This is a genomic window from Lawsonibacter sp. OA9, assembly GCF_022440585.1.
The window spans coordinates 512,966-535,304 of the sequence record NZ_JAKNTI010000022.1 but is presented as its reverse complement, the minus strand read 5'-3'; the positions used below and the strand labels follow the sequence as shown (position 1 = coordinate 535,304).

The window sequence follows — 22,339 nt, the reverse complement described above, 5'->3', positions numbered from 1 at the left end:
AGCAGAGATGTCTATGAAAGTAGAACGAGAATGTAAGATTGTGTCCAAGGAGCAGGTGGGTGATGCCGTCTATATGACACTGGAGGTGGGAGACATGATCCGCGCCTCCTTCCGGGCCCCCGGTCAGTTCGTCCATATCCGGTGTGGGGAGGGGCTGCTGCTGCGGCGGCCCATCTCGGTGTGCTCCTGTATGGAGGACGAGCCCGACGACCTGTTGTCCATCGTCTTTGAGGTCCGGGGAGAGGGGACCCGGTGGCTGGCCGGCCGGGAGCTGGGGGACAGTCTGGATGTGCTGGGTCTGGCGGGCAACGGCTTTGATCTGAAGCCGGAGGGCCGCTACCTCCTGGTGGGTGGCGGCATCGGCATCCCGCCTATGCTGGGCTGCGCCCAGTACACCGGGGGAAGGGCCACCGCCATCCTGGGAGGCCGCTCCCGGGACAAGATTATTTTAGAGGATTTCTTCCGGGAGGACTGCGCCAAGGTTCTGTGCGCCACTGATGACGGCTCTCTGGGACATCACGGCTTTGTGGACGCCCTGGTCCGCCGGGAGCTGTCTGAGGACAGGGGCTATGACGGAGTGCTGGCCTGCGGCCCCAAGCCCATGCTGCGGAACGTGGCGAAGGTAGCGGAGGAGTTTGGCATCCCCTGCCAGGTGTCTATGGAGGAGCGGATGGGCTGCGGCGTGGGGGCCTGTCTGGTGTGCGCCTGCGACATGGCCGACGGCAGCCGGAAGCATGTATGCAAGGACGGCCCGGTATTTGATTCCAGGGAGGTAGACTGGGATGCCTGATGTGAATTTGTCCGTCACGCTGGCGGGGATGACCATGAAAAATCCGGTGGTGGTGGCCTCTGGTACCTTTGGATTCGGCCGGGAGTACAGCCAGTTTTTTGACCTGTCGGAGCTGGGAGGCATCTGTGCCAAGGGCCTGACTCTGCTCCCACGGGAGGGCAATCCCGCTCCTCGCATCGCGGAAACCCCTATGGGTATCCTCAACTCCGTGGGCCTGCAAAATCCCGGCGTTGACGCCTTTATCACTGAGGAGCTGCCCTTCCTGCGGCAGTACGACACAAAGGTGATCGCCAACATCTCGGGCAACACCCCGGAGGAATACGGCATTATGTGCGAAAAGCTGGCTGGGGCCGGAGTGGACATGATAGAGGTGAACATCTCCTGCCCCAACGTGAAGGCTGGAGGGCTGGCCTACGGCACCCGGCCGGAGCTGGCCGCTGAGGTCACCCATGTGGCCAAGGCCCACGCGGGGCAGGTCCCTGTGATGGTCAAGCTGTCCCCCAATGTCACTGACATCACCGAGATCGCCAGGGCAGTGGAGGGCGCCGGGGCGGACGCCATTTCCCTCATCAACACCATCCGGGGGATGCGGATCGACGTGAACACCCGCCGCCCCATTTTAAAGATGAATACCGGCGGCCTGTCCGGCCCCGCTGTGCTGCCCGTGGCGGTGCGGATGGTGTGGGAGGTGGCCCAGGCTGTCAAGGTGCCCATCCTGGGCATGGGCGGCGTGTCCAAGGGGGAGGACGCGGCCCAGCTGATGCTGGCGGGGGCCAGTGCTGTGGCGGTGGGCACCGCCCTGTTTGCCGATCCCTATACCCCCTTAAAGGTCCGGGACGGGCTGGCCGTCCTCGCCGCCGGGCAGGGCCTTGCGGCGGTCCGGGAGCTGACGGGAAAGGTCCTCCCCTGGTAAGTCGGTCGGGTTGATCTCCTGGAAACCTGCATATACTATCCCATCTCTGTGAAGATGGGAGGATGAGCCTGTGCTCCATCTGGTCATTGAGCGCACCCTGCCCACAGTCATCTCCCTGTGTGAGTTGATGGGCATTTTCGTGGTGGCCGTGTCCGCCCTGGGGGGCTTTTTCCGGTACTGCCGGGGACTGATCACCCACCGGGCGGTCAACATCAAGGCCGACCTGGCCAATGGGTTGGCTACCAGCTTGGAGTTCAAGATGGCCGCCGAGATCCTCAAAACCGTGCTGGTCCGGGACCTGAACGAGCTTCTGGTGCTGGGGGCGGTCATCCTGCTCCGGGCCCTGCTGTCCCTGCTCATCCATTTTGAAATGAGAGGCGGGGGGTGAATGCACCCCCCCGCCGTACATAAAGGAATGTAGCCTATGACCACCATCTATCTCATCCGCCACGCCGAGGCCGAGGGCAACCTCCACCGGCGCATCCACGGCTGGTATGACGCCTTGATTACAGAAAATGGCTTTGCCCAGATCAAGGCTCTGGAGGATCGCTTTCGGGATATCCACATCGACGCGGTCTGGTCCAGCGACCTGTACCGCACATGTACCACCGCCCGGGCCATCTATGTGCCCAAGGGTCTGCCCCTCCACACTGACCCCCAGCTCCGGGAAATCAATCTGGGGGACTGGGAGGACCAGACTTGGGGGCAGGTGCGGCACTTTGATCCGGCGGGGATGGCGGCCTTCAACCGTAGCGACCCTGCCTGGCGGGCCCCTGGCGGCGAGAGTCTGGCCGAGGCGGGGGATCGGCTGGAGCGGGCCTTGACCTCCCTGGCACGGCAGCACCCCGGCCAGACCGTCGCCGTATTCAGCCATGGCACGGCTATCCGCCAATTTCTCGCCAATGTGAAAGGCATCTCCCCAGAGGACTGGCACACCCTCAGCCACAGCGAGAACACCGCCGTCAACTGCCTTACCTTTGACGGAGAGCGGTTCCAGGTAGTCTTTGACAGCGACGCCTCCCATCTGCCGCCGGAGCTGGCCACCCTGGGTAAGCAAGCCTGGTGGCGGAAGGACAAGCAGAAGGCGGAGGACGTGAACCTGTGGTTCCGCCCTATCCGGTGGGATACCGAGCGGGAGCTGTATCTGGGCGCTCGGCGGGATGCCTGGGAGTCCACCCACGGTCTGGAGATCCCCTTTGATGGCGCGGGCTTCCTCCGGGACGCCCAAAAGCACCTGGACCAGTCCCCCTGGGGGGTGACGGTGGCCATGGCCGGGGAGGAGCCGGTCGGCCTGCTCCAGTTGGACCAGGAGCGGTACAGTACCGACAACGCCGGGTACATCCCCTTCTGCTACATGAACCCTCAGCGGAGGGAGCAAAACTTAGGCGTCCAGTTGGTGGGGCAGGCCGTTTCCTACTTCCGCCCCCTGGGACGGGACAGGCTCCGGCTTCGGTGCGCCCCCTACAACGACCGGGCTCAACATTTTTACCGCAAGCACGGCTTTGTCAAGATTGGGGAGGAAACGGGGAGCCGGGTCCCCCTGGACATCATGGAGAAGTACATCGGCTACCAGCGGTAGGGCCCCCCTCACCCCAGCATCTGGCGGATCAGCTCCTGCCGGAGGCCCAGCCCGAAGGCGTAGTAGCCCCCCTGGAGGTAGCTGCCAAAGTCGGCCAGCTTGGCGAAATAGTCCTCGTACGCCGGGAGCCCCACCGCCGCCTCGATCTGCCGGGCCGCCTGCTCATACTCCCGTTTGGCGGCCTGATAGGAGGGCACCGTGTCCAGAAAGCGCTCCACCGCCTCGGGCACTTCCCCGTTGAGCCAAAAGAGCTGGGCTAAAAGTTGTTGCATTTCTAATTCACCCCACATATAATATATTCGCTTTCAGCGCATATTCATTATATATGCGCAATAAGCGTATATCAAGAGGATTAGAGAACAGTTATGGAATTTTTTGAACGAATCCGACTGCTCAGAAAAGAAAAGAAAATGACCCAGAAAGAGGTGGCCGCTGCTCTGCATATTGGGTATCGGGCCTATCAATGCTATGAACTGAATCAGCGCTTTCCTGACTTCCACGGCCTGATCGCCATCGCTGACTTCTTCGATGTCAGTCTGGACTATCTGGTGGGCCGCTCGGATGTCCGGGAGCGCCGGTGACCCCCTCCCCCGCACCATAAAATAACGCCGGGACCGTCTGTGGATGGTCCCGGCGCTGTTTTATTCTTCGATGGTCAGCCCCGGCCTCCCCTGCCGCACCCCCTCCACCAGCAGGAGGGCGGGCGGATGGCCCGGCCCGTGGGACACCAGCTTGAGCCGCTTAGGCTCCAGCCCGCTGGCCCGGAGGGCGCACACCACATCCGTCAGCCGTTCAGGCCGGTGGCACAGGGCAAACCGCCCCCCATTCCGCACCAGTCGGGCGGCGGCGGCGCACAGCTCCTCCAGGGCACAGTGTTCCTCGCTCCGAGCGGGACCGCCGCTCCCTCCACTGCCCAGGGAAAAATAGGGTGGGTTGGACACCACCAGGTCAAAGGCCCCGGCAGGCAGAGGGACGGACCGCAGGTCAGAGGTCAGGATCTTCCCCGCCAGACCGTTGCGCTCCAGATTGCTCCGGGCAGTTCGGGCGGACAGGGGGTCCAGCTCCACCCCGGTAAGGGACAGGCCCTCCGCCCTCCGGGCCAGCAGCAAAAGCAGGACGCCGCTCCCCGTTCCCAGGTCACACACCCGCCACCGGGGCCGCACAGTAGCGAACTCCCCCAGGGCAAGGGCGTCGCCCCCCAGTGGAAATACCCCTTCCGGCCAGGAAAGGGTGTAAGGGCCAAGCTGTTCCGTCTTCATGAGCTTTCTCCCGCCTCTCTCAAACAGATAAGAAAAGAATACCACAAAAGAGAGAACTATGGTATAATACGGAGGAATCTTTTGACGCTGACAGAGGAGGCGAAGGGCATATGGCCGGAACCTTATATCTGGTCCCCACCCCCATTGGCAATCTAGGGGATATCTCCCAGCGGATGGCGGACACCCTGGCTCAAGCGGACTTCATCGCCGCCGAAGACACACGGGTATCCATCAAACTGCTCAATCACCTGGGGCTGAAAAAGCCCATGGTGTCCTATCACCGCCACAATACCGACAGCGGCGGCCGGGCGGTGCTGGACCGGCTGCTGTCTGGAGAGAATTGCGCCCTGGTGACCGACGCAGGGATGCCCGCCATCTCCGACCCCGGCGAGGAGCTGGTGGCCCAGTGCGCCGCCCTGGGGATCCCGGTGTGTCCCATCCCTGGTCCCTGTGCCCTGGTAGCCGCTCTGGCGGCCTCCGGCCAGCCCACAGGCCGCTTCACCTTTGAGGGCTTTTTGCCCATGAACAAGAAAAACCGCCGCTCCCACCTGGACTCCCTTCGGGGGGAGGAACGGACCATGGTGTTCTATGAGGCCCCCCACAAGCTGGCTGCCACCCTCCGGGACCTGGCGGACACCTTTGGAGCGGACCGCCCCATCTCCCTATGCCGGGAGCTCACCAAGCTCCATGAGGAGATCCGCCGCGCCACCCTGGGGGAAGCGGCCGATTACTATCGGGACAACACCCCCAAGGGGGAGTTCGTGCTGGTGGTCCGGGGCTCAGAGCCGACGGAGGAGGGCGAGGTCACCCTGGAGGACGGGCTGCTGCTGGTGGACCGCCTGCGGGGAGAGGGACTATCCCTCCGGGACGCTGTCCGCCAGGCGGCCAAAGAGCTGGGCCTGCCCCGGAAGCAGCTCTATGACCGGGCCGTGGACCGATGAAAAACAAACAGGCAGTCATCCGTTTGGATGACTGCCTGTTTTTGTCTTCACTCCAGGTCGGACTGGCTCAACAGCTGAAGGCCCGCGGCACATTTGCGGCAGACATTTTTCCCCCGGAACGAAAAAATGTCCTTCTCACTATCACAAAAGACGCAGGAAACCTGATACTTTCTCAAAACGATGCTGGGCCCGTCCATATAGATCTCCAGCGGATCTTTCTCCTCGATCCCCAAAGTACGGCGCAGCTCGATGGGCAGTACGACCCGGCCCAGTTCGTCCACTTTCCTCACGATACCGGTGGATTTCATCGCTCTCTTCCTTTCTATATATTTCTCCGGCCCACGGGGAGGGGGCCGGCGGATTGTTTGAAATCATTGTATTGGTTAAAGTTTACTTTGTCAATGTTTTCCTGTCGAAAAAGGGCGAAAAGGAAAAATTTACCTGATATTTTCCTAATTTTTGTCCCATATTTATCCAATTCTCAAAAGGCAGGCATACCGGCCGGGGCCCGCCCGTATAAATGGGGACAAGAGGGGGTGGGCAGTATGACGATGACGGTAATCTGGACAGGGATGGTGGTCATCTCTGTGCTGTGCGGTCTGGCCACCGGCCGAGGGCCGGAGGTGGCCGCCGCCGCGGTGGAGGGCACCTCGGCAGCGGTGGAGCTGTGCCTCTCCATCGCCGGGATGATGTGCCTGTGGACCGGAGTGATGGAGGTCATGCGCCGGTCCGGTCTGGCCGATCGGCTGTCCCGCCTGCTGGGTCCGGTGCTCCGACGGCTCTTTCCCCAGATGGCCCGGGATCGGGCGGTGATGGACAGCATCTCCGCCAATGTTTCGGCCAACCTTCTGGGACTGGGAAATGCCGCCACTCCCCTGGGACTGGAGGCCGCACGGGGCATGGCCAAAAAGAGCCCCGGCGTGGCCTCGGACAGTTTGTGTATGCTGGTGGTGTGCAATACCGCCTCCATCCAGCTCATCCCCACCACAGTGGCCACCGTGCGGGCGGCGGAGGGGTGCGCCTCTCCCTTTGACATTCTTCCAGCGGTGTGGCTGGCTTCCGCCCTGTCTGTGAGTGTGGGGATTCTGATGTGCAAAATCTTGGCAAAGCTCTGGCCAGAGTGAGTTTGGCTTATTCTGGCCGCCGCCTGTTTTTTCCCCTTGAACTCTATTCAAATCTGTTTCCGTCAGGGAGGTCTTCCGGACTGTGCAGCTCTTTTTCAACATGATCGTCCCCTTTACCATCTGTGGGGTGGCCCTCTATGGGGCCTTTCATCGGGTGGATGTGTACTCCTCCCTGGTCCAGGGGGCGGGGGAGGGCCTGTCTACTCTGGTCCGCATCGTCCCCTCTCTGGTGGGGCTGATGACGGCGGTCTATATGCTCCGAGCCTCCGGTGCCCTGGAGCTGGCCGTCCTGGCTCTGGCCCCTCTGCTGGAGCGGGTGGGACTGGACCCGGAGCTGCTGCCCCTGATGCTGGTCCGGCCCATCAGCGGCTCCGCCGCCCTGGGTGTAGGCGCGGAGCTCATTTCCACCTACGGTCCCGACTCCCAGCTGGGCCGGACGGCGGCGGTAATGCTGGGCTCTACAGAAACCACCTTCTACACCATCGCCGTCTATTTCGGGGCCGTTGGCATCACCCGTACCCGGTACGCTGTCCCGGCGGCCCTTTGCGCCGATCTCACCGGCTTTCTGGCCGCCTCTTGGGCTGTGGGCCTGCTGTTTGGAGGATAAGAAAGAGGATGCGGGAACCGTCCCGCATCCTCTTTTTGCTATGTATCGTCCTCTTCGGTCAGCTGCTGTGGGTCCGGAGGCACCAGGGGCTCATCGTGCTCCAGGGGATCAAAGTAATCCTGATCCTGGATGACAGGCTTGCGGTGCCGGGCGATGGCGACGATAGTGGCATAGAGCACAATGGCCACCAATCCGCCGGAGAAGCCGTTGTTGTACAAGTTCATCCCCGCCACTGGGGAGCCGGTATACAGCACCACCGAGGAGTGGATAAAGCCGGCCAGCACCCCATAGGGCCAGCCGAAGTACCCAGACACCGGGGCCAAGGTGGTGCAGAACAGGCAGGCCAGTTGGACTGCCGGGTCATTGAGAGACCAGTGCATCACAAGGCTGCCCAAAAAGACGCCTCCCATCACTGGGATGATATTGAAGGCATGTTTACCAAAGGCGGAGAAACCCATGATGGTCAGGATGCCGCCGATGGTCGGACCGTTGAGTTCGCCCCCTCCGGCCAGAATAAAGGTCATCCCAATCAGGCCGTTGACTCCCGTGTTGATAAGCACCGGGGCGGCGCCGAACATACGAAGATAATCGCTGGGGGCACGGCCGCTGGTCTGGAGCAGACGACGGTATCCCGCCCACGCCGCCCACACCGGCCTTTTGCAGAAAAACAGCCCGGCCAGAATCAGCAGCAGGCACAGGGCGGCCAGCATGGGGGCGAAAATATGGTCATAGCCAGTCGCCCACCGATAGTAGGTGGTGGGATCGGCCCCCATGGAGCTCATGAGGGGAACCAGGATAAAGGCCACCAGCCCACAGGCAAAGCCGATGTTGTACAGGTTCATACCATTTTGCACCTTGTAGGTATAGGCCGAAAGCGGCGGCATAATGAAGCCAATGAGCACTCCTACCAGCACCCCGGAGGCGGGGGTCCCCCAGCCGTTGTCCAGGGCGATGTAGCTGACCACTGGGGCTAGGGCGGTAGCCATCAGGCCAGTGGCGGCGTATTTGCCGAAGGGCTCCTTCCGGCTCTTGGCATACAGCCAGCTGCCCAGCAGTATGGGCCAGATGTTCACCGGGTTTTTGCCGAACAAGGAAAAGCCGGACATCAGGCCGATGACCACCAGGCTCATTCCGTTCAGGGGCTCCCGTGAGGCCCGGAGGACGAGAATGGAAATGGCGGTCACCAAGGCGGAGTTGACCAGAGCCGGCCCCGGCCCGGACACTAGGATATAGTCGGTGATCAGGGCGTCCTCCGTGAGGACGATACGGGCCAGGCCGGACAGCACATCCCTGGGACCGGCCCACACCAGACCAGTAAAAAACAGGATAGCGGTGTAGATCCATAGGCAGGGGTACATCTTTTCATAGCGCCAGTGGTGATGTTCCAATGGACAAGCCTCCTTTCTTTCCGGGGGCGGGTCAGTTCAGGGAGCGGAAATAGGCTCGGGTCTGATCGGCGTTGCGTCCAATCTCGTCCGCCAGGGCCTCCAGGGAGGGAAACCGGCGCTCTCCCCGCAGGCGCTTGAAGAACTCCACCCGGATCTCATGGCCGTACAGGTCCCCATCAAAGTCCAGGATATAGCTCTCCACCGTCACTCGGCCGTCGTTGTCCTCTACCGTGGGCCGGACGCCTACATTTGTCACGCCGTTCCGGCACTGGCCGTCGAACCAGACGCGAGTGGCGTACACCCCAAAGGCCGGGACGATAACCCCTGCCGGCACCCGCAGATTGACCGTGGGAAACCCCAGGGCGGAGCCGCCGATCTTCTTCCCATGGGCCACCCGGTCGGTGAGCGTATGGGGGTGGCCCAGAAACTCTCCAGCCCGCTCCATCTCCCCCTGGGCCACCAGGGTACGGATATAGGTGGAGGAGATGGTGATGCCGTCCTGCTCCACCTTGCCGATGATGTCACATCCCAGACCGAGCTGGGCGCATTTCTCCCGCAGCCGCTGGGGATTTCCTTTCCCCATATAGCCGAAGTGGAAGTCATGCCCAGCCACCACATGGACCACATTCAGCTCCCGGACCAGATAGTCGGTGATAAAATCCTGCCAGTCCATCCGCTGCATGGCGTCAAAGGAGGCCACTATCACCTCCTGGATGCCGTAGTACCGGCGCATGAGCCAGATCCGATCTTCCACACTGCTCAACAGCGGGACCATCTGTCCAGTGATGACGGCGGTAGGGCTTCGGTCGAACGTAAATGCGCAGGGAGCGGCCTCCAGCTTGTCGGCGGCAGTCCTCACCGCCCGGAGCAGCTCTCCGTGGCCCAGATGAACCCCGTCGAAAAAACCCAGGGCAATCACACGTTTTGGTTTATCTGCCATATCTCTTTTCTCCTCTGCCGCCCGACGGCGTGCGTCCGGGCGCTGTTTCCATAGGGGGCCAGTCAAACCTGGAAAAAACTTTTGATTGTCGTCAGCTTGCCGCTCCCAGCCCGACACAGGGCCAGAAATTCACCATTCTGGCCATACACCCGATATTCTCCGGTCGCTAACCTGGGCATAACCACTGTCATGCCGTTGCGGACTTTCCGCTCTGCCGCTGGGTCTAGGACCAGCTTCTCCCGGTCAGCAAAAAAGGCGTCCACAGGGCGCAGCAGGGCCGCTGGGTCGGCCGCCTCCCCTGCCTGGTCTAAGGTCAGGGCATCCTCCAGGCCGAAGCCGGCAGCCATTGTCCGCCGCAGGGAGGACATACATCCGCCGCAGCCCAGGGCCATCCCGATATCGTGGCACAGGGTCCGGACATAGGTGCCCTTGGAGCACCGCACCCGGATGGTAAACTCGTCGGGGGCGCTCTGCCCTTCCACCATAAGGGAGCGGATGGTCACCGGCCGGGGCGGCCGCTCTACTTCCCTCCCTTTCCGGGCCAACTCGTAGAGCTTTTTTCCATTAATCTTAATGGCGGAATACATGGGAGGCACCTGGAGGATATCTCCCCGAAACTGCCCCAGCACCTCCTCCAGCCGGTCCGGCGTAACGGAAACCGGGTGCCGCTCCTCCACCTGGCCGCTGGTATCCTGGGTATTGGTGATAACTCCAAGTTTTAACCCAGCAATATATTCCTTATCGGACTTATCAGCAAACTCCACCGCCCGTGTGGCCCGGCCGACGAACACCGGGAGCACTCCGGTCGCCATGGGGTCCAGTGTGCCGGCATGGCCCACCCGCTTCTCATGAAGGATACCTCGGAGCTTGGCACACACGTCCATACTCGTCCAGCCCTGTGACTTATCGATGATAATGATCCCATTAGCCATTCCGCACCTGCTCAATCGCGTCGATGACTGCCTGACGGGCCTGGGCCATAGTACCCTGAATGGTGGCTCCGGCGGCGGCGGCGTGGCCGCCGCCGCCCATCCGGGCGCAGACGGCGCTGGCGTTCAGGTCACCTGGGTCGGTACGAAGAGACAGCTTGCATACCCCCGGCTCCAGCTCCCGCAGGGTCACCCCGGTCTTGACGCCCTCCACTTGGCCCACAAAGGCGGAGATATCTTCGATATCCCGCTCCTGGGCCCCTACCTGGGAGAGCATATCCAGAGTCAGAAAGACCAGCGCCGTTTCTCCTCTATCCCGCAGTTCCATCCCGGCGGCCAGCAGTCCCTCCAGTTTCAGCCGCTTGAAGGACTTTGTCCGGAAATGCCGCCGATTGACAGGATAGGGGTCAAAGCCGCTGTCCATCAGGGCGGCGGCGACACGGTGGGTGGCGGCGGTGGTATTGCTGTAAACAAAGCAGCCGCAGTCTGTGGAAACGGCCACATATAGGGCCTCCCCTATCTCTGGAGAAATCTGGCAGAAATGTTGTACGATCTCATACATCAACTCGCCGCAGGCGGCTTTTTTTTCATCCAGACAGGTCTCATGGGCGAAAAACTCTTGGGACGGGTGGTGGTCGATGGCCAAGTCCACCCGGTCTACATATTTCACAGCATTGTCTGGAAACAGGGAGCGGGCGGCGATATCCACCGAAATCACCGTTTTGGGCTCATAGCCCGACCGGGCCAGCAGTCCCTCCAGATAGGGGGTAAAAAGGGAGGTAGCCTCTTGATTTTCCAGCACATAGGCCTCCTTCCCAACCCGGCGCAGAGCCCGGCACAGGCCGGCGGCACAGCCGATGGTATCCCCGTCGGGACGCAGGTGGGTCAGGATCAAAAAGTTATCGCGGGCCATTAAAAATTCGGCCGCCTGTTTGGCTGTCATATGCCCTTGTCCTCCTGATAGGGATTGTCCGGGTTGACCGGCTTGACCACCTCAGGGTCCCGGAGCAACTCCAGAATGTGGGCTCCCTTGACAATGGAGTCGTCCTGGACAAAGGACAGCTCTGGGGTGTAGCGCAGCTGGAGCGCCCGGCCCAGCTCCCGGCGCAGATAGCCGGAGGCGGACCTCAGCCCCTTGAGCACCTGGGCACAGTCCCCCTTGTCCAGTACGGAGATATAGACCTTGGCGTACCGCAGATCCGGTGTGGTCTCCACCGCCGTTACTGAGATCATGCCGGTAACCCGTGGATCTTTTACATTGGGGATCAGAGAAGCCAGCTCCCGCTGGATCTCCTCATTGATCCGGCCGATTCGATTGCTTGCCATAAATGTTTCCTCCTTTTGGGGATGTCTTCGGGCAGAGGTTCACCGCTCCTCGTCCTGAAAGCCCAGCAGATAGTCGGCGGACACCTGGTAGTGCTCGCAGATCAGAGCAAATTTTTCAAGGGTCGTACTTCTCTTCCCGGTTTCCATATCACTAATCTGTGTAATAGTCACATCTAATATAGCAGCCAAATCTCCTTGGTTTTCATTGGCCCGCTTTCGAAGTATCCGCAGACGTTCCCCGAATTGATTTTTATTGAACACAAAATTCCCCCTTGACTTTTAGCTAAAAGCTGATATACTAAAGGCGATTAAGCTTATAGCTAAATTTACGTGAGGTGAATAGGATGACTATGCTCTTTGAACTCTTGTACCATTACTGGTGTGTCCCGTACGACCCGGAGCGTTTCCCGGAATACCTACGCAAAGATCCGGTCCACGCCTATGGGCAGTACGCCTTTGAGGAGGGCTTTAAGCTGGGGGCCCAGCTGACCTGCCTCTCCCTTCAAGATCCGCATATGCAGACGCTGGAATAAGCGGCACAGGGCGGGCACTTTGTGCCCGCCCTGTGCCATATTGTATTATACAATGATTTTCGGAAGATTAAAAGGGAAATTTTCAGGCCGGGGCCGCCTTCGGCGGCCTTTTCCCTTAAACCTCGATCTGTTCCATAACGAAGGCCTCGATAATGTCGCCCTCTTTGATATCCTGGAACTTCTCGAAGGTAATGCCGCATTTCCCCACGGGATGTCCCATCCCGCGGGGACCCCTTTGATTTGAAATGCTCGGGCGGAATAAATCCGCCCTCCGCAAATCTCAGCCTTTGGCTTCGATTTTACGCGCCAAAGGGCGCGCCCCGCTACGCGGGGTACTCATGCGCCATCAGCGCTCCACTTCCTCCATCAGGAAGGCCTCAATGACGTCGCCTTCCTTGATGTCCTGGAACTTCTCAAAGGTGATGCCGCATTCGTAGCCGGCGGCCACCTCCTTGACGCTGTCCTTGAATCGCTGGAGGGAGGCAATAGCGCCATCGTAGATCACGATGTTGTCCCGGAGCAGGCGCATCTGAGCGTTGCGCTGCATCTTTCCGTCCAACACATAGCAGCCGGCCACCATGCCCACGCCGGTGATACGGAACACGTTGCGGACTTCGGCCCGGCCCAGCTCCACTTCCTTGAACTTGGGCGCCAGCATCCCCTTCATGGCCGCCTCGATCTCGTTGATGGCGTCGTAGATGACCCGGTACATCCGCATATCCACATGGTTGCGGGCGGCGTTCTCCTTGGCGTTGGCGTCCGGACGGACATTAAAGCCTACGATGATGGCCCCGGAGGTGGTGGCCAGCATCACGTCGCTCTCGCTGATAGCGCCTACGGCGCAGTGGATGACCCGGACCCGGACCTCCTCGTTGGACAGCTTCTCCAAGCTGGCCTTCACCGCCTCGGCAGAGCCCTGGACGTCGGCCTTGACAATGACGTTTAGATTCTTCATCTCCCCGGCCTGGATCTGGCTGAACAGATCCTCCAGAGATACCTTGCCTACAGGGGCGGAGGCCGCGTTCTTCTGTTCGTGCTTGCGCTGCTCCACCAGTTCACGGGCCATGCGCTCGTCGGCCACGGCGTGGAAGTCGTCGCCAGCGCCGGGCACCTCGCCCATGCCGATGATCTCCACAGGGACGGAGGGACCGGCCTCGGTCAGCTTGCGGCCCTTGGCGTCAGTCATGGCGCGGACACGGCCTACGGCGGTTCCGGCGATGATCACGTCGCCCTGCTTCAGGGTCCCGTTCTGGACTAGCAGGGTGGCGATGGGGCCGCGGCCCTTGTCCAGCCGGGCCTCAATGACCGCGCCATGAGCGGAACGGTTGGGGTTGGCCTTCAGCTCCCGCATCTCGGCGGTGAGGACCACCATGTCCAGCAGGTTGTCAATGCCCATGCCTGTCTTGGCGGAGATAGGACAGACAATCGTTTCGCCGCCCCACTCTTCGGGCACCAACTCATACTCGGTGAGCTGCTGCATGATGCGGTCGGGGTTGGCGGTTGGCTTATCCATCTTGTTAATGGCCACAATAATAGGGATCTCGGCGGCCTTGGCGTGGTTGATGGACTCCACGGTCTGGGGCATAATGCCGTCATCAGCGGCTACCACCAGGATGGCCACGTCAGTAATCATGGCGCCACGGGCCCGCATGGCCGTAAATGCCTCGTGGCCGGGGGTATCCAGGAAGGTGACCGGGCTGCCCTTTACCTCCACCTGGTAGGCGCCGATGTGCTGGGTGATGCCGCCCGCCTCGCCGGACACCACGTTGGCGTTGCGGATGTAGTCCAGCAGGGAGGTCTTGCCGTGGTCCACGTGGCCCATGACCACCACCACGGGGGCACGGGGCTCCAGATCCTCGGCCTTGTCCTCGGCGGTGTCGATGAGCTTCTCCTCGATGGTGACGATGACCTCCTTCTCCACCTTGCAGCCCATCTCCTCGGCGATGATGGCGGCGGTGTCGAAGTCGATGATCTCGCTGAGAGAGGCCATCACACCGTTTTTCATCAGGCACTTGACCACCTCGGCGCCCGTTTTCTTCATCCGGGAAGCCAGCTCGCCCACGGCGATCTCGTCGGGGATCAGGACCTTGACCGGAGCCTTCTTGGCGATCTCAAGCTGGAGGCGGCGCATCCGGTCCTGCTCCTCCTGCTTGCGCTTGTTGCCGAAGGAGCCCGCCTGCTTACCGCCCCGCTGGCGCTGGGCGTTGCGGCCCTGGAACTTCTGCTTTCCACCCCGGTCCTGCTGCTTCTGATCCGTAAAGGACTCCAGGCGCTCGTCGTACTTATCCAGGTTGACGGCGCCACTGCCCCTGGTATCCACCACCTTCTTCTCCCTGGTGGTGGGGCGGGGCGCCGACTGCTGCTGCTTGGCCTGATGCTGCTGAGTCTGGGACTGGGGCTGGGGCTGACGGCCCTGCTGAGGCTGGGCGGCCTGCTGGCCCTTCTGCTCGGCTTTGGGCTGCTCCCTGACCTCTGCCTTAGGGGCGGAGGGAGCGGGCTTTTTGGCATCGGGGTCATGGTAGATATCAGCATAGACCGATTCAATGGAGTCAATCTGGTTATTTTGAGTCAGATACTCAAAGACGATGGACAGCTCCTCGTCGGTCAAGGGCTGCATATGGTTCTTAGGCGGGTGTCCATACTGGGTCAAGATGTCCATGACCGCCTTGGAGGGCAGGTCCTTGCCTCCCTTTTTAAAATCCTTTGCTACTTTATGGAGCGGATATTTTATCATCATAGATAGAAGCCACCTCGTTTCTTAGCTATCATGCCGGAGCTTACCAGACAGGCGCCGGCCGCCGGGGCCTGTCTTGCGGGTACGGTCAGTCCGGCGGCCGCCGGTCTTGGCCAAACGGGGCCCGCTCCCCTCTTGGGGAGCCTCGGGTCCAGCTTTTTTCCTGGCGGGGGCAGGGGGGGCCTCCTCCCTCTTGGGAGGCGGGGCCCAGGGCTTTCGTTTGCCCTCCCGCAGGTTTTTCTCGTGCTGCCGCTTTTCCCGCTGACGCTGGAGGGCCCGGTCGGCCTTCTCCCGGATCTGCTGGGCGGCGGGGCCGTATTTTTCCGGATCGCGGGCGGCCAGCTTCTCCAGGATGGAGGCGGCAAAGCCCGAATCTGCCAGGGCGACCATGGCACAGGACGAGCGGCCCAGCGCCAGCCCCAGTTCCGCTTTGGAAAAGGGGAGGGCCAGCCAGAGCACGTTGCCCGCCTGGCCGAAATGGGCGGCCCTTCGGCAGGTGTTAGGGGCGGCGTCAGCGGCCAGCAGCACCAGCTTGGCCTGCCGGGCCCGGCACAGGGCCCCCACCGGCTCCTCACCGACCTCCAGCCTGCCGGCCTTTTTGGCCAAGCCCAGCAGGTGGAGGATGGGATCATTAGCCATCCGCCGGCACCTCCTTCATCTGCTCCTCCAGCCCAGACCAGACCTCATCGGGCATCTGGGCGGAGAAAGCCCGCTCCAGTGCTCTGGCCTTTCTGGCCTTTTTCAGACAGTCTGGATTGGGGCACAGATAGGCTCCCCTACCGGGCAGCTTGCCCTTAAAGTCCAGGGACACCTTTCCCTCAGGGGAACGGACCACCCGGATCAGCTCCATTTTTGGTTTCATTTCCCGGCAGCCAAGACATTGGCGCATGGGAATCTTCTTGGGCACGGTCCGCACCACCCTTTTGGTCAGAGTTGAGAGCAGCGAGCTAAGATAGGAGATATCTTCACTCTCCACTCGATTCAAATCAGGCTTCTTCCGGAGCCTCAGCGTTATCGTTCTCAGTGATCTCCCCCGCAGGCAGGTCCTCCTCAAGAGCCTCAATGGGCTCCAGAGGGGCGGAGGCGGGCTTGATGTCGATCTTATATCCAGTCAGCTTGGCGGCCAGGCGGGCGTTCTGCCCCTCCTTGCCGATGGCCAGGGAGAGCTGGTCGTCGGGCACCACCACCCGGCAGCTCTTGCCGTCGGGCAGCTCCTCCACCGAGAGAACGTCGGCGGGGGACAGGGCGGCGGCGATATACTCCGCCGGGTCCTCAGACCACTTGATAATGTCCATCTTCTCACCCTTCAGCTCATCCACAATGGTGTTGACCCGCTGGCCCCGGGGGCCGACGCAGGCGCCGATGGGGTCCACGTTGGGGTCGGCAGACCAGACGGCCAGCTTGGTGCGGGAGCCGGCCTCCCGTGCCACAGACTTGACCTCCACGGTGCCGTCATAGATCTCAGGCACCTCCAGCTCGAACAGCCGCTTGACCAGTCCAGGGTGGGTCCGTGAGATGAGGACCTGGGGACCCTTGCTGTTGGGACGGACCTCCACGACATAGACCTTCAGCCGCTGGCCCTCCACATACCGCTCGCCCTTCACCTGCTCATTGGCGCCCAGATAGGCGTCGGTGAACTCAGAGCCGGAGTGGATGCGCAGGGACACGGCACCGTTCCGGGGATCGATACGGGTAACCACACCGGTAACCAGCTCCTGCTCCTTGGAGCAGAACTCGTCATAGATCATCCCCTGCTCCGCCTCACGGATGCCCTGGATAATGACTTGGCGGGCGGTCTGCGCGGCTACCCGGCCGAAGTTCCGGGGCTTGATCTCCATGCGGACCACATCGCCCAGTTGGGCCTGGGGCAGGGCGTTTCGTGCCTCGTCCAGGCTGATCTCCGTGGCGGGGTCGTCCACCACCTCCACCACTTCCTTCTTCAAAAACAGGCGGACAGTGGCGGTCTCCTCATTGGCCTCGATGACCAGATTTTCCCCCATCCCCTCGTGGTCCTTCTTATAGGCGGACAGAAGGGCCTGGGTAATCTTCTCCATCATATAGCCGGGCTTGATGCCCTTCTCCTGCTCGATCTGGGCGATGGCGGCAAAGAACTCCTTGCCGTCCAGCTCATTGCTGTTGACTTTTTTGGTTGCTCTCTTAGCCACGATAGTTTCCTCCTAAAACAGCGGAAGCGCCGCCGTTCATTGTATAGCTTTTGCGCAGCGGGCCGCCCCAATGGCGGTCGTGTCCGTCAAAACCGGGGATACAGCCGGACCAGGGCGATCTCCTTCTTTTCAAAGTCCACCGGGCTGCCGCCCACCTCCAGGGTCACATTTCCGTCCTCAAAGGCACGGAGCAGACCCACATGGTCTTTGCGGCCATCTCTGGGGCGGTAGAGCTTTACCTCCACCTCGGCCCCCAAGAATTGGGCGAAATGATCCGGCTTTTTCAACACTCGGTCCGCCCCGGCAGAGGACACCTCAAAAGTGTAGCTGCCCTCAATGGGATCGGCCTCGTCCAGCAGGTCGGACAGGGGCCGGGAAACCGCCTCGCAGTCATCGATGGACACGCCGCCCTCCTTATCGATGTAGACGCGGAGGAACCACTCCCCCGCCTCCTTCACATATTCCACATCCCAGAGGGTGCATCCAGCCCCCTCCACCACGGGGAGGGCCAACGCGGCCACGGTATCGGTAACTTTTGCCATAAAGTTCCTCCTATTTTGCCCCTCACTCCCGGAGGTTCGGCCCATTTGGTCAATCAAAAAGAGCGGAGCCTTGACCCCACTCTCACCAATACTACCTTAATAACATCATGACTATACCACAAACCAAGGCGGATTGCAAGAGCTGGAGAAAAGTTTTTTCCAGATCAAGGGCTTTTTCCAGCGCAAAACATAGAAAAAATTGTCAATGAGAACAGTCATTACCGGATTTTTCGGCAGACAAAAGACACATACTACCACCCGGATGGAACTTCCGTTGGACAAACAGGACGGGAGGAAGTTGAGAATGAAACGATATCTAATGGCTCTTGGCCTGGCTGTGACCATGGTGGCCACCCTGGCCTCCTGCGGCAACACGGACGGGAATACCAACAGCGGTACCAATGGCCCTGCCAACGGCTCTGTGTCCGGTTCCGCCCAGACCAGAAACCGGCGTACCACCTATGACCGCAGCAACGCCTATGACTATCTGGAGGACGGCCGCTATTCTGCTGACGCCAATGGGCGAGTATACGGCAGCCGGAACGACAACATGGGCCGAGACCTGACCCAGGGAGCACGGGACCTGATCCGCGGAGCCGGTGACGCCATCGGCGACGTGGGCCGGGGCATCGGCGATGCCGCCCGAGACATCACCGGCGGGACCGCCGGCACCCCCAGCTGGGAGCCTAATCCCGGTAACCGGAGCACGATGAATTATTAAAAAATAGGCAATCTCCAAAAAGGGGTCCGGCAAAACCAGTTTGCCGGACCCCTTCTCATTCTATTCACGCCTTTTTTCAGCCCGGTGCAGGGTCTCATTTCTTGCGGCCTCCCTTTTTGGGCTTGGCCTTTGCCCAGCCCGCCTTGCGGGCCGGACGGGCCTCCTTCTTCTCCACCCTCTGCCGGCTGTGCACGCTCTCCCGCCGGGTGGGGCCGACGCCTTTCTTGCCGGCTGATTGGCCGCCGCCCTTTCCCTTGGCGGCCGGAGCCCGCTCCCCCGGTCCGTCCGAGGACCGCGCTCCTCTGTCCGGCCGGACCAGACAGTGCTTGCCGTAGCCGATCAGGTCCTCCCGGCCCGTCCGGTGGAGGGCCTCCAGCACCAGCTTACGGTTTTGGGGCTTGCGCCACTGCATCAGCGCCCGCTGGAGGGCCTTGTCGTGGGGCGTCTTGGGGACGAACACCGGCTCCATAGTCCGGGGGTCCAGTCCGGTGTACCACATGCAGGTGGCCAGGGTGCCCGGTGTGGGATAGAAGTCCTGCACCTGTTCAGGCAAATGGCCCTGCCTGTTCAGCCACTCGGCCAGCTTTACCGCGTCCTCCAGAGTGCAGCCCGGATGGGAGGAGATGAGGTAGGGCACCAGATACTGGTCCTTGCCATACCGCCGGTTGAGCTTAAAATACTTTTCTCGGAATTTTTCATATACCTCAATGTGGGGCTTTCCCATGTAGTCCAGAGTATGGGCCACACAGTGCTCCGGCGCCACCTTGAGCTGGCCAGAGATGTGGTGCTGGACCAGGTCGGTAAAAAACTCCCCGCTGGGGTCCTTCATCAGATAGTCAAACCGGATGCCGGATCGGATGAACACCTTTTTCACCTTGGGGATCTCCCGCAGCTTGCGCAGCAGCAGCATATAGTCGGTGTGGTCCGCATCCAGGTTAGGACAGGGCTCCGGGGCCAGGCAGGCCCGGTTTTTGCACATCCCGTGCTTGAGCTGCTTCTGGCAGGAGGGCCGGCGGAAGGTGGCCGAGGGGCCGCCCACGTCGTGGATATAGCCCTTGAAGCCGGGGTGCTCCGTCAGGGCCTTCACCTCACGGATGACCGACTGGTGGCTTCGGCAGGAGATGGTCCGTCCCTGGTGAAAGGCCAGGGAGCAGAAGTTGCACGCCCCAAAGCATCCCCGGTTGTGGGTGACGGAGAAGCGCACCTCCTCGATGGCGGGCACGCCTCCCATCTCGTCGTACATGGGGTGGGGCTCCCGGACATAGGGCAGCTCGGCCACCCGGTCCATTTCCTCTGTGGTCAGGGGGAAGGCCGGAGGATTGACCAGCAGGAACTGTCGGCCGTGTTTTTGCAGGATGGCCCTGCCCACCACAGCGTCATGCTCCTGATACTCCACCATATTGGCCCGGGCGTAGGCCTCCTTAGAGGCGGACACCTCCTCGAAGGAGGGCACCTCCACCCTGGGGTATGTGCACACATCCGGGTACTTCACCGCCGCACAGGTACCCCGCACATCGGTGATCTCCCCCACCGGAGTGCCGCTGGCCAGCCGGGCGGCGATCTCGATGGTGGCCCTCTCCCCCATGCCGTAGGTCAGCAGGTCCGCTTGGGCGTCGAAGAGAATGGAGCGGCGGACCTTGTCCTCCCAGTAGTCGTAGTGGGCGAAGCGGCGCAGGCTGGCCTCCAGTCCGCCGATGACCAGGGGGATGTCCCCAAAGACCTCCCGCACCCGGTTGGAGTAGACAATGGTGGCGTGGTCGGGGCGCAGGCCCGCCCGCCGTCCGGGGGAGTAGGCGTCGTCATGGCGGCGCTTTTTGGCGGCAGTGTAGTGGGCCACCATGGAGTCGATATTGCCCGCGGAGAGGAGCACCCCCAGCCGGGGCCGCCCCAGGGCGGCAAAGGCTTCCGGGTCCCTCCAGTCGGGCTGGGCCAGCATGGCCACCCGATAGCCCTCGGCCTCCAGCACCCGGCCGATGATAGCCGGACCGAAGGAGGGGTGGTCCACATAGGCGTCCCCGGTAATCAGCAGAAAGTCATAAAAGTCCCAGCCCCGGCGCTCCATATCCTGGATGCTCACCGGCAGGAACCGCTCTCGGTCAAAACTCATGGTCATTTCCTCGATTTCATGAAAATCAGGGTAAAACAGCGCGCAGTCCTCGCCCCAGGCCCTCCGCCACCGCCCATGGGGAGGCAGCAGGATCGAGCTCCCGGCCCCATCATGATCTTCAGCCGGCGGGCCAACAGCATAGAGATCACTCTCTCAAGAAAGAGCATATCACACCAGGGGCGGAATTACCACTGTTTTCTCCCGTCCAGACTGGCCCCTTGAACCCCCCCTTGACAAACCGCTTTTCTCTCGGTATAATCCTTTCGGTCACTCGGAGGGTACGCCATTCGACAGAAGAAATGGTACGCTGGATAAGGTGACGGGCTGAAATGCCCGTTGGCTTATCCGGCTTTTTTGTTGTCCTTCGGACCGATCTCACAACTGGGAGTGATCTTCTGTGGACCTGCTGACAGGAAATGTAAAAAAGCTCTATTTCCGGTATCTGGGCGCCGCCTTTGGCAGCGCCATCATCTCCTCCATCTATGGGCTGGTGGACACCGCCATGGTAGGCCAGTACCACGGCCCTCAGGGGGCGGCGGCAATGGCGGTGGTGGCCCCGGTGTGGAATATCATATACAGCCTGGGCCTGCTGGCTGGCATCGGCGGCTCCGTGCTGTTCAGCACAGCCCGCGGCCAGGGCCAGAGCCGGCGGGAGCGGGAATATTTTTCCGCCGCCCTGCTGGGCGTGTCCGGGCTGGCTATTATAAGCTGGCTGGTCATCTTCCTGCTGGACGCCCCCCTCCTCACCCTGTTCGGTGCGGACCAGACGCTGCTCCCCCTGGCCCAGGCCTATCTCCTTCCGGTCAAGTGGGTCGTGCCGGTCTTTCTGTTTAACCAGATGCTGGCCGCCTTTCTCCGCAATGACGGAGACCCCGGCCGGGCGGCGGCGGCCGTCCTGTCCGGGGGTATCTTCAACATCTTTGGGGACTACTTTTTTGTTTTTGCGCTGGATATGGGTATCTTTGGGGCCGGGCTGGCCACCGCTATCGGCTCGGTGATCTCCCTTTTGGTGGCCCTGACCCACTTCCTGTCCCCCAAAAACACGCTGCGCTTCCTGTGGCCCAGCCGCCTGCCCCAAAAGCTCCGCGCCATCCTGGTCACCGGCTTCTCCACCTTTTTCATCGACATCGCTATGGGCATCCTCACCACCCTGTTCAACCGGCAAATCATGTCCTGCCTGGGGACAGACGCCCTGGCGGTATACGGCATCATCGTCAACGTAAGCACCATTGTTCAGTGCTGCGCTTACAGCGTGGGCCAGTCCGCCCAGCCGATTCTGTCCATCAACTTCGGCGCCCACCAATGGGACCGCCTCCGCCAGACGCTCCGATATGCCCTGTGGGCCGCCGCCTTTTTCAGTCTGGCCTGGACCGCCCTGATCTGGGCGGCCCCCAATGGGTTTGTCCGTATCTTCATGGACGCCGGGCCGGATATCTACGCCATTGCCCCGGCCATCCTCCGGACCTACGGCCTGTCCTTCCTGCTCCTCCCGCTGAACATCTTTTCCACCTACTACTTCCAGTCCCTCCTGCGCCCCGCCGCCGCCTTCTTTGTGTCGGTGGCCCGGGGGCTGGTCATCAGCGGCGGGCTGATCCTCGCCCTCCCCGCCCTTCTGGGGCCGGAGGCGGTATGGCTGGCTATGCCGGTGACCGAGGGGGTAGTGGCCCTGGCGGTCGTCCTTCTGATCCGCCGGTACACCGGCGGCCTGGGGAGGGCGGAGGTGGGCTGACCCTCTCCCCGG

Annotated in this window: 26 protein-coding genes; 11 read left to right on the top strand and 15 right to left on the bottom strand. The window is 61.6% G+C overall.

The window, feature by feature from the left end; translation table 11 throughout:
• Nucleotides 1-13: 13 nt before the first annotated feature.
• From MCG44_RS03625 to MCG44_RS03610, 4 genes are all read left to right on the top strand, one after another.
• Nucleotides 14-790: a dihydroorotate dehydrogenase electron transfer subunit gene (locus MCG44_RS03625; protein ID WP_147570946.1), complete on the top strand. Its 777-nt coding sequence runs from the start codon at nucleotides 14-16 to the stop codon at nucleotides 788-790.
• Nucleotides 783-1,703 (top strand): dihydroorotate dehydrogenase, encoded by a 921-nt coding sequence (locus MCG44_RS03620; protein ID WP_240286866.1) that lies wholly within the window; start codon nucleotides 783-785, stop codon nucleotides 1,701-1,703. Before MCG44_RS03625 ends, MCG44_RS03620 begins: the two co-directional genes overlap by 8 nt.
• Nucleotides 1,704-1,773: 70 nt before the next feature.
• Nucleotides 1,774-2,091, top strand: coding sequence for a DUF1622 domain-containing protein (locus MCG44_RS03615; RefSeq protein ID WP_147570948.1), 318 nt, complete (start codon nucleotides 1,774-1,776; stop codon nucleotides 2,089-2,091).
• 36 nt (nucleotides 2,092-2,127) lie between these two features.
• Nucleotides 2,128-3,282, top strand: a complete 1,155-nt coding sequence (locus MCG44_RS03610; protein ID WP_147570949.1) for a bifunctional histidine phosphatase family protein/GNAT family N-acetyltransferase — start codon at nucleotides 2,128-2,130, stop codon at nucleotides 3,280-3,282.
• An 8-nt stretch (nucleotides 3,283-3,290) separates the two neighbouring features.
• Here the strand turns inward: MCG44_RS03610 and MCG44_RS03605 are convergent, their stop codons facing one another.
• Nucleotides 3,291-3,554, bottom strand: coding sequence for a hypothetical protein (locus tag MCG44_RS03605; protein WP_147570950.1), 264 nt, complete (start codon nucleotides 3,552-3,554; stop codon nucleotides 3,291-3,293).
• A 93-nt stretch (nucleotides 3,555-3,647) separates the two neighbouring features.
• On the opposite strand from MCG44_RS03605, the gene MCG44_RS03600 reads away from it, so the two are divergent.
• The gene (locus MCG44_RS03600) at nucleotides 3,648-3,863 is read left to right on the top strand and encodes a helix-turn-helix domain-containing protein (RefSeq protein WP_147570951.1); all 216 of its coding nucleotides are present in this window, start codon (nucleotides 3,648-3,650) and stop codon (nucleotides 3,861-3,863) included.
• Between the two features lie 60 nt (nucleotides 3,864-3,923).
• Here the strand turns inward: MCG44_RS03600 and MCG44_RS03595 are convergent, their stop codons facing one another.
• Entirely contained in the window at nucleotides 3,924-4,541 is a 618-nt protein-coding gene (locus tag MCG44_RS03595; RefSeq protein ID WP_240286864.1) for a tRNA1(Val) (adenine(37)-N6)-methyltransferase, read from the bottom strand.
• A gap of 110 nt (nucleotides 4,542-4,651) precedes the next feature.
• On the opposite strand from MCG44_RS03595, the gene rsmI reads away from it, so the two are divergent.
• A complete protein-coding gene (gene rsmI / locus MCG44_RS03590; protein ID WP_147570953.1) occupies nucleotides 4,652-5,482 on the top strand; it encodes a 16S rRNA (cytidine(1402)-2'-O)-methyltransferase in 831 nt (276 codons plus the stop codon).
• 47 nt (nucleotides 5,483-5,529) lie between these two features.
• Here rsmI and MCG44_RS03585 read toward each other — a convergent pair whose 3' ends face one another.
• The gene (locus MCG44_RS03585) at nucleotides 5,530-5,790 is read right to left on the bottom strand and encodes an AbrB/MazE/SpoVT family DNA-binding domain-containing protein (protein WP_186852175.1); all 261 of its coding nucleotides are present in this window, start codon (nucleotides 5,788-5,790) and stop codon (nucleotides 5,530-5,532) included.
• Between the two features lie 237 nt (nucleotides 5,791-6,027).
• On the opposite strand from MCG44_RS03585, the gene MCG44_RS03580 reads away from it, so the two are divergent.
• Nucleotides 6,028-6,606: a nucleoside recognition domain-containing protein gene (locus tag MCG44_RS03580; protein WP_147571002.1), complete on the top strand. Its 579-nt coding sequence runs from the start codon at nucleotides 6,028-6,030 to the stop codon at nucleotides 6,604-6,606.
• An 82-nt stretch (nucleotides 6,607-6,688) separates the two neighbouring features.
• A complete protein-coding gene (locus MCG44_RS03575; protein WP_240286862.1) occupies nucleotides 6,689-7,213 on the top strand; it encodes a spore maturation protein in 525 nt (174 codons plus the stop codon).
• Between the two features lie 38 nt (nucleotides 7,214-7,251).
• Here MCG44_RS03575 and MCG44_RS03570 read toward each other — a convergent pair whose 3' ends face one another.
• From MCG44_RS03570 to MCG44_RS03545, 6 genes are all read right to left on the bottom strand, one after another.
• Nucleotides 7,252-8,601, bottom strand: coding sequence for a DUF1576 domain-containing protein (locus tag MCG44_RS03570; protein WP_240286860.1), 1,350 nt, complete (start codon nucleotides 8,599-8,601; stop codon nucleotides 7,252-7,254).
• Nucleotides 8,602-8,632: 31 nt separating this feature from the next.
• Nucleotides 8,633-9,541, bottom strand: coding sequence for a riboflavin biosynthesis protein RibF (gene ribF / locus MCG44_RS03565; protein WP_240286858.1), 909 nt, complete (start codon nucleotides 9,539-9,541; stop codon nucleotides 8,633-8,635).
• Between the two features lie 62 nt (nucleotides 9,542-9,603).
• Nucleotides 9,604-10,473, bottom strand: coding sequence for a tRNA pseudouridine(55) synthase TruB (gene truB, locus MCG44_RS03560; RefSeq protein WP_240286856.1), 870 nt, complete (start codon nucleotides 10,471-10,473; stop codon nucleotides 9,604-9,606).
• Entirely contained in the window at nucleotides 10,466-11,413 is a 948-nt protein-coding gene (locus MCG44_RS03555; protein WP_240286855.1) for a DHH family phosphoesterase, read from the bottom strand. The genes truB and MCG44_RS03555 overlap by 8 nt, the downstream gene beginning before the upstream one ends.
• Nucleotides 11,410-11,796 (bottom strand): 30S ribosome-binding factor RbfA, encoded by a 387-nt coding sequence (gene rbfA, locus MCG44_RS03550; protein ID WP_240286853.1) that lies wholly within the window; start codon nucleotides 11,794-11,796, stop codon nucleotides 11,410-11,412. Before rbfA ends, MCG44_RS03555 begins: the two co-directional genes overlap by 4 nt.
• Before the next feature lie 39 nt (nucleotides 11,797-11,835).
• Nucleotides 11,836-12,057: a helix-turn-helix domain-containing protein gene (locus MCG44_RS03545; protein WP_186852180.1), complete on the bottom strand. Its 222-nt coding sequence runs from the start codon at nucleotides 12,055-12,057 to the stop codon at nucleotides 11,836-11,838.
• A gap of 89 nt (nucleotides 12,058-12,146) precedes the next feature.
• On the opposite strand from MCG44_RS03545, the gene MCG44_RS03540 reads away from it, so the two are divergent.
• Entirely contained in the window at nucleotides 12,147-12,329 is a 183-nt protein-coding gene (locus tag MCG44_RS03540) for a hypothetical protein (protein WP_240286851.1), read from the top strand.
• A gap of 346 nt (nucleotides 12,330-12,675) precedes the next feature.
• Here MCG44_RS03540 and infB read toward each other — a convergent pair whose 3' ends face one another.
• The 5 genes from infB to rimP all read right to left on the bottom strand — a co-directional run bounded on the left by infB (nucleotide 12,676) and on the right by rimP (nucleotide 17,770).
• The gene (gene infB, locus MCG44_RS03535) at nucleotides 12,676-15,066 is read right to left on the bottom strand and encodes a translation initiation factor IF-2 (protein ID WP_240286849.1); all 2,391 of its coding nucleotides are present in this window, start codon (nucleotides 15,064-15,066) and stop codon (nucleotides 12,676-12,678) included.
• A gap of 21 nt (nucleotides 15,067-15,087) precedes the next feature.
• Nucleotides 15,088-15,702: a ribosomal L7Ae/L30e/S12e/Gadd45 family protein gene (locus MCG44_RS03530; RefSeq protein WP_240286847.1), complete on the bottom strand. Its 615-nt coding sequence runs from the start codon at nucleotides 15,700-15,702 to the stop codon at nucleotides 15,088-15,090.
• A complete protein-coding gene (gene rnpM, locus MCG44_RS03525) occupies nucleotides 15,695-15,970 on the bottom strand; it encodes an RNase P modulator RnpM (protein ID WP_186852429.1) in 276 nt (91 codons plus the stop codon). Before rnpM ends, MCG44_RS03530 begins: the two co-directional genes overlap by 8 nt.
• A gap of 79 nt (nucleotides 15,971-16,049) precedes the next feature.
• Nucleotides 16,050-17,228: a transcription termination factor NusA gene (nusA, locus tag MCG44_RS03520; protein WP_147571011.1), complete on the bottom strand. Its 1,179-nt coding sequence runs from the start codon at nucleotides 17,226-17,228 to the stop codon at nucleotides 16,050-16,052.
• An 86-nt stretch (nucleotides 17,229-17,314) separates the two neighbouring features.
• On the bottom strand, nucleotides 17,315-17,770 hold the full coding sequence (gene rimP / locus MCG44_RS03515; protein ID WP_240286845.1) for a ribosome maturation factor RimP: 456 nt from the start codon (nucleotides 17,768-17,770) through the stop codon (nucleotides 17,315-17,317).
• Between the two features lie 304 nt (nucleotides 17,771-18,074).
• Here rimP and MCG44_RS03510 point away from each other — a divergent pair, with 304 nt between their 5' ends.
• Nucleotides 18,075-18,491, top strand: coding sequence for a hypothetical protein (locus MCG44_RS03510; protein WP_147571013.1), 417 nt, complete (start codon nucleotides 18,075-18,077; stop codon nucleotides 18,489-18,491).
• 94 nt (nucleotides 18,492-18,585) lie between these two features.
• Here the strand turns inward: MCG44_RS03510 and MCG44_RS03505 are convergent, their stop codons facing one another.
• Entirely contained in the window at nucleotides 18,586-20,598 is a 2,013-nt protein-coding gene (locus tag MCG44_RS03505) for a YgiQ family radical SAM protein (protein WP_240286844.1), read from the bottom strand.
• A gap of 397 nt (nucleotides 20,599-20,995) precedes the next feature.
• Between MCG44_RS03505 and MCG44_RS03500 the strand changes: the two genes are divergently transcribed.
• Complete coding sequence (locus MCG44_RS03500) at nucleotides 20,996-22,327, top strand: MATE family efflux transporter (protein ID WP_240286842.1); 1,332 nt, start codon at nucleotides 20,996-20,998, stop codon at nucleotides 22,325-22,327.
• Nucleotides 22,328-22,339 lie beyond the last annotated feature (12 nt).

Excerpts from the sequence above, each read along its gene's own strand:
- MCG44_RS03625 (WP_147570946.1), top strand. The coding sequence starts at position 14 with ATGAAAGTAGAACGAGAATGTAAGATTGTGTCCAAGGAGCAGGTGGGT.
- MCG44_RS03620 (WP_240286866.1), top strand. The coding sequence starts at position 783 with ATGCCTGATGTGAATTTGTCCGTCACGCTGGCGGGGATGACCATGAAA.
- MCG44_RS03610 (WP_147570949.1), top strand. The coding sequence starts at position 2,128 with ATGACCACCATCTATCTCATCCGCCACGCCGAGGCCGAGGGCAACCTC.
- MCG44_RS03605 (WP_147570950.1), bottom strand. The coding sequence starts at position 3,554 with ATGCAACAACTTTTAGCCCAGCTCTTTTGGCTCAACGGGGAAGTGCCC.
- MCG44_RS03600 (WP_147570951.1), top strand. The coding sequence starts at position 3,648 with ATGGAATTTTTTGAACGAATCCGACTGCTCAGAAAAGAAAAGAAAATG.
- MCG44_RS03595 (WP_240286864.1), bottom strand. The coding sequence starts at position 4,541 with ATGAAGACGGAACAGCTTGGCCCTTACACCCTTTCCTGGCCGGAAGGG.
- rsmI (WP_147570953.1), top strand. The coding sequence starts at position 4,652 with ATGGCCGGAACCTTATATCTGGTCCCCACCCCCATTGGCAATCTAGGG.
- MCG44_RS03585 (WP_186852175.1), bottom strand. The coding sequence starts at position 5,790 with ATGAAATCCACCGGTATCGTGAGGAAAGTGGACGAACTGGGCCGGGTC.
- MCG44_RS03580 (WP_147571002.1), top strand. The coding sequence starts at position 6,028 with ATGACGATGACGGTAATCTGGACAGGGATGGTGGTCATCTCTGTGCTG.
- ribF (WP_240286858.1), bottom strand. The coding sequence starts at position 9,541 with ATGGCAGATAAACCAAAACGTGTGATTGCCCTGGGTTTTTTCGACGGG.
- truB (WP_240286856.1), bottom strand. The coding sequence starts at position 10,473 with ATGGCTAATGGGATCATTATCATCGATAAGTCACAGGGCTGGACGAGT.
- MCG44_RS03555 (WP_240286855.1), bottom strand. The coding sequence starts at position 11,413 with ATGACAGCCAAACAGGCGGCCGAATTTTTAATGGCCCGCGATAACTTT.
- rbfA (WP_240286853.1), bottom strand. The coding sequence starts at position 11,796 with ATGGCAAGCAATCGAATCGGCCGGATCAATGAGGAGATCCAGCGGGAG.
- MCG44_RS03540 (WP_240286851.1), top strand. The coding sequence starts at position 12,147 with ATGCTCTTTGAACTCTTGTACCATTACTGGTGTGTCCCGTACGACCCG.
- infB (WP_240286849.1), bottom strand. The coding sequence starts at position 15,066 with ATGATGATAAAATATCCGCTCCATAAAGTAGCAAAGGATTTTAAAAAG.
- MCG44_RS03530 (WP_240286847.1), bottom strand. The coding sequence starts at position 15,702 with ATGGCTAATGATCCCATCCTCCACCTGCTGGGCTTGGCCAAAAAGGCC.
- rimP (WP_240286845.1), bottom strand. The coding sequence starts at position 17,770 with ATGGCAAAAGTTACCGATACCGTGGCCGCGTTGGCCCTCCCCGTGGTG.
- MCG44_RS03510 (WP_147571013.1), top strand. The coding sequence starts at position 18,075 with ATGAAACGATATCTAATGGCTCTTGGCCTGGCTGTGACCATGGTGGCC.
- MCG44_RS03505 (WP_240286844.1), bottom strand. The coding sequence starts at position 20,598 with ATGAGTTTTGACCGAGAGCGGTTCCTGCCGGTGAGCATCCAGGATATG.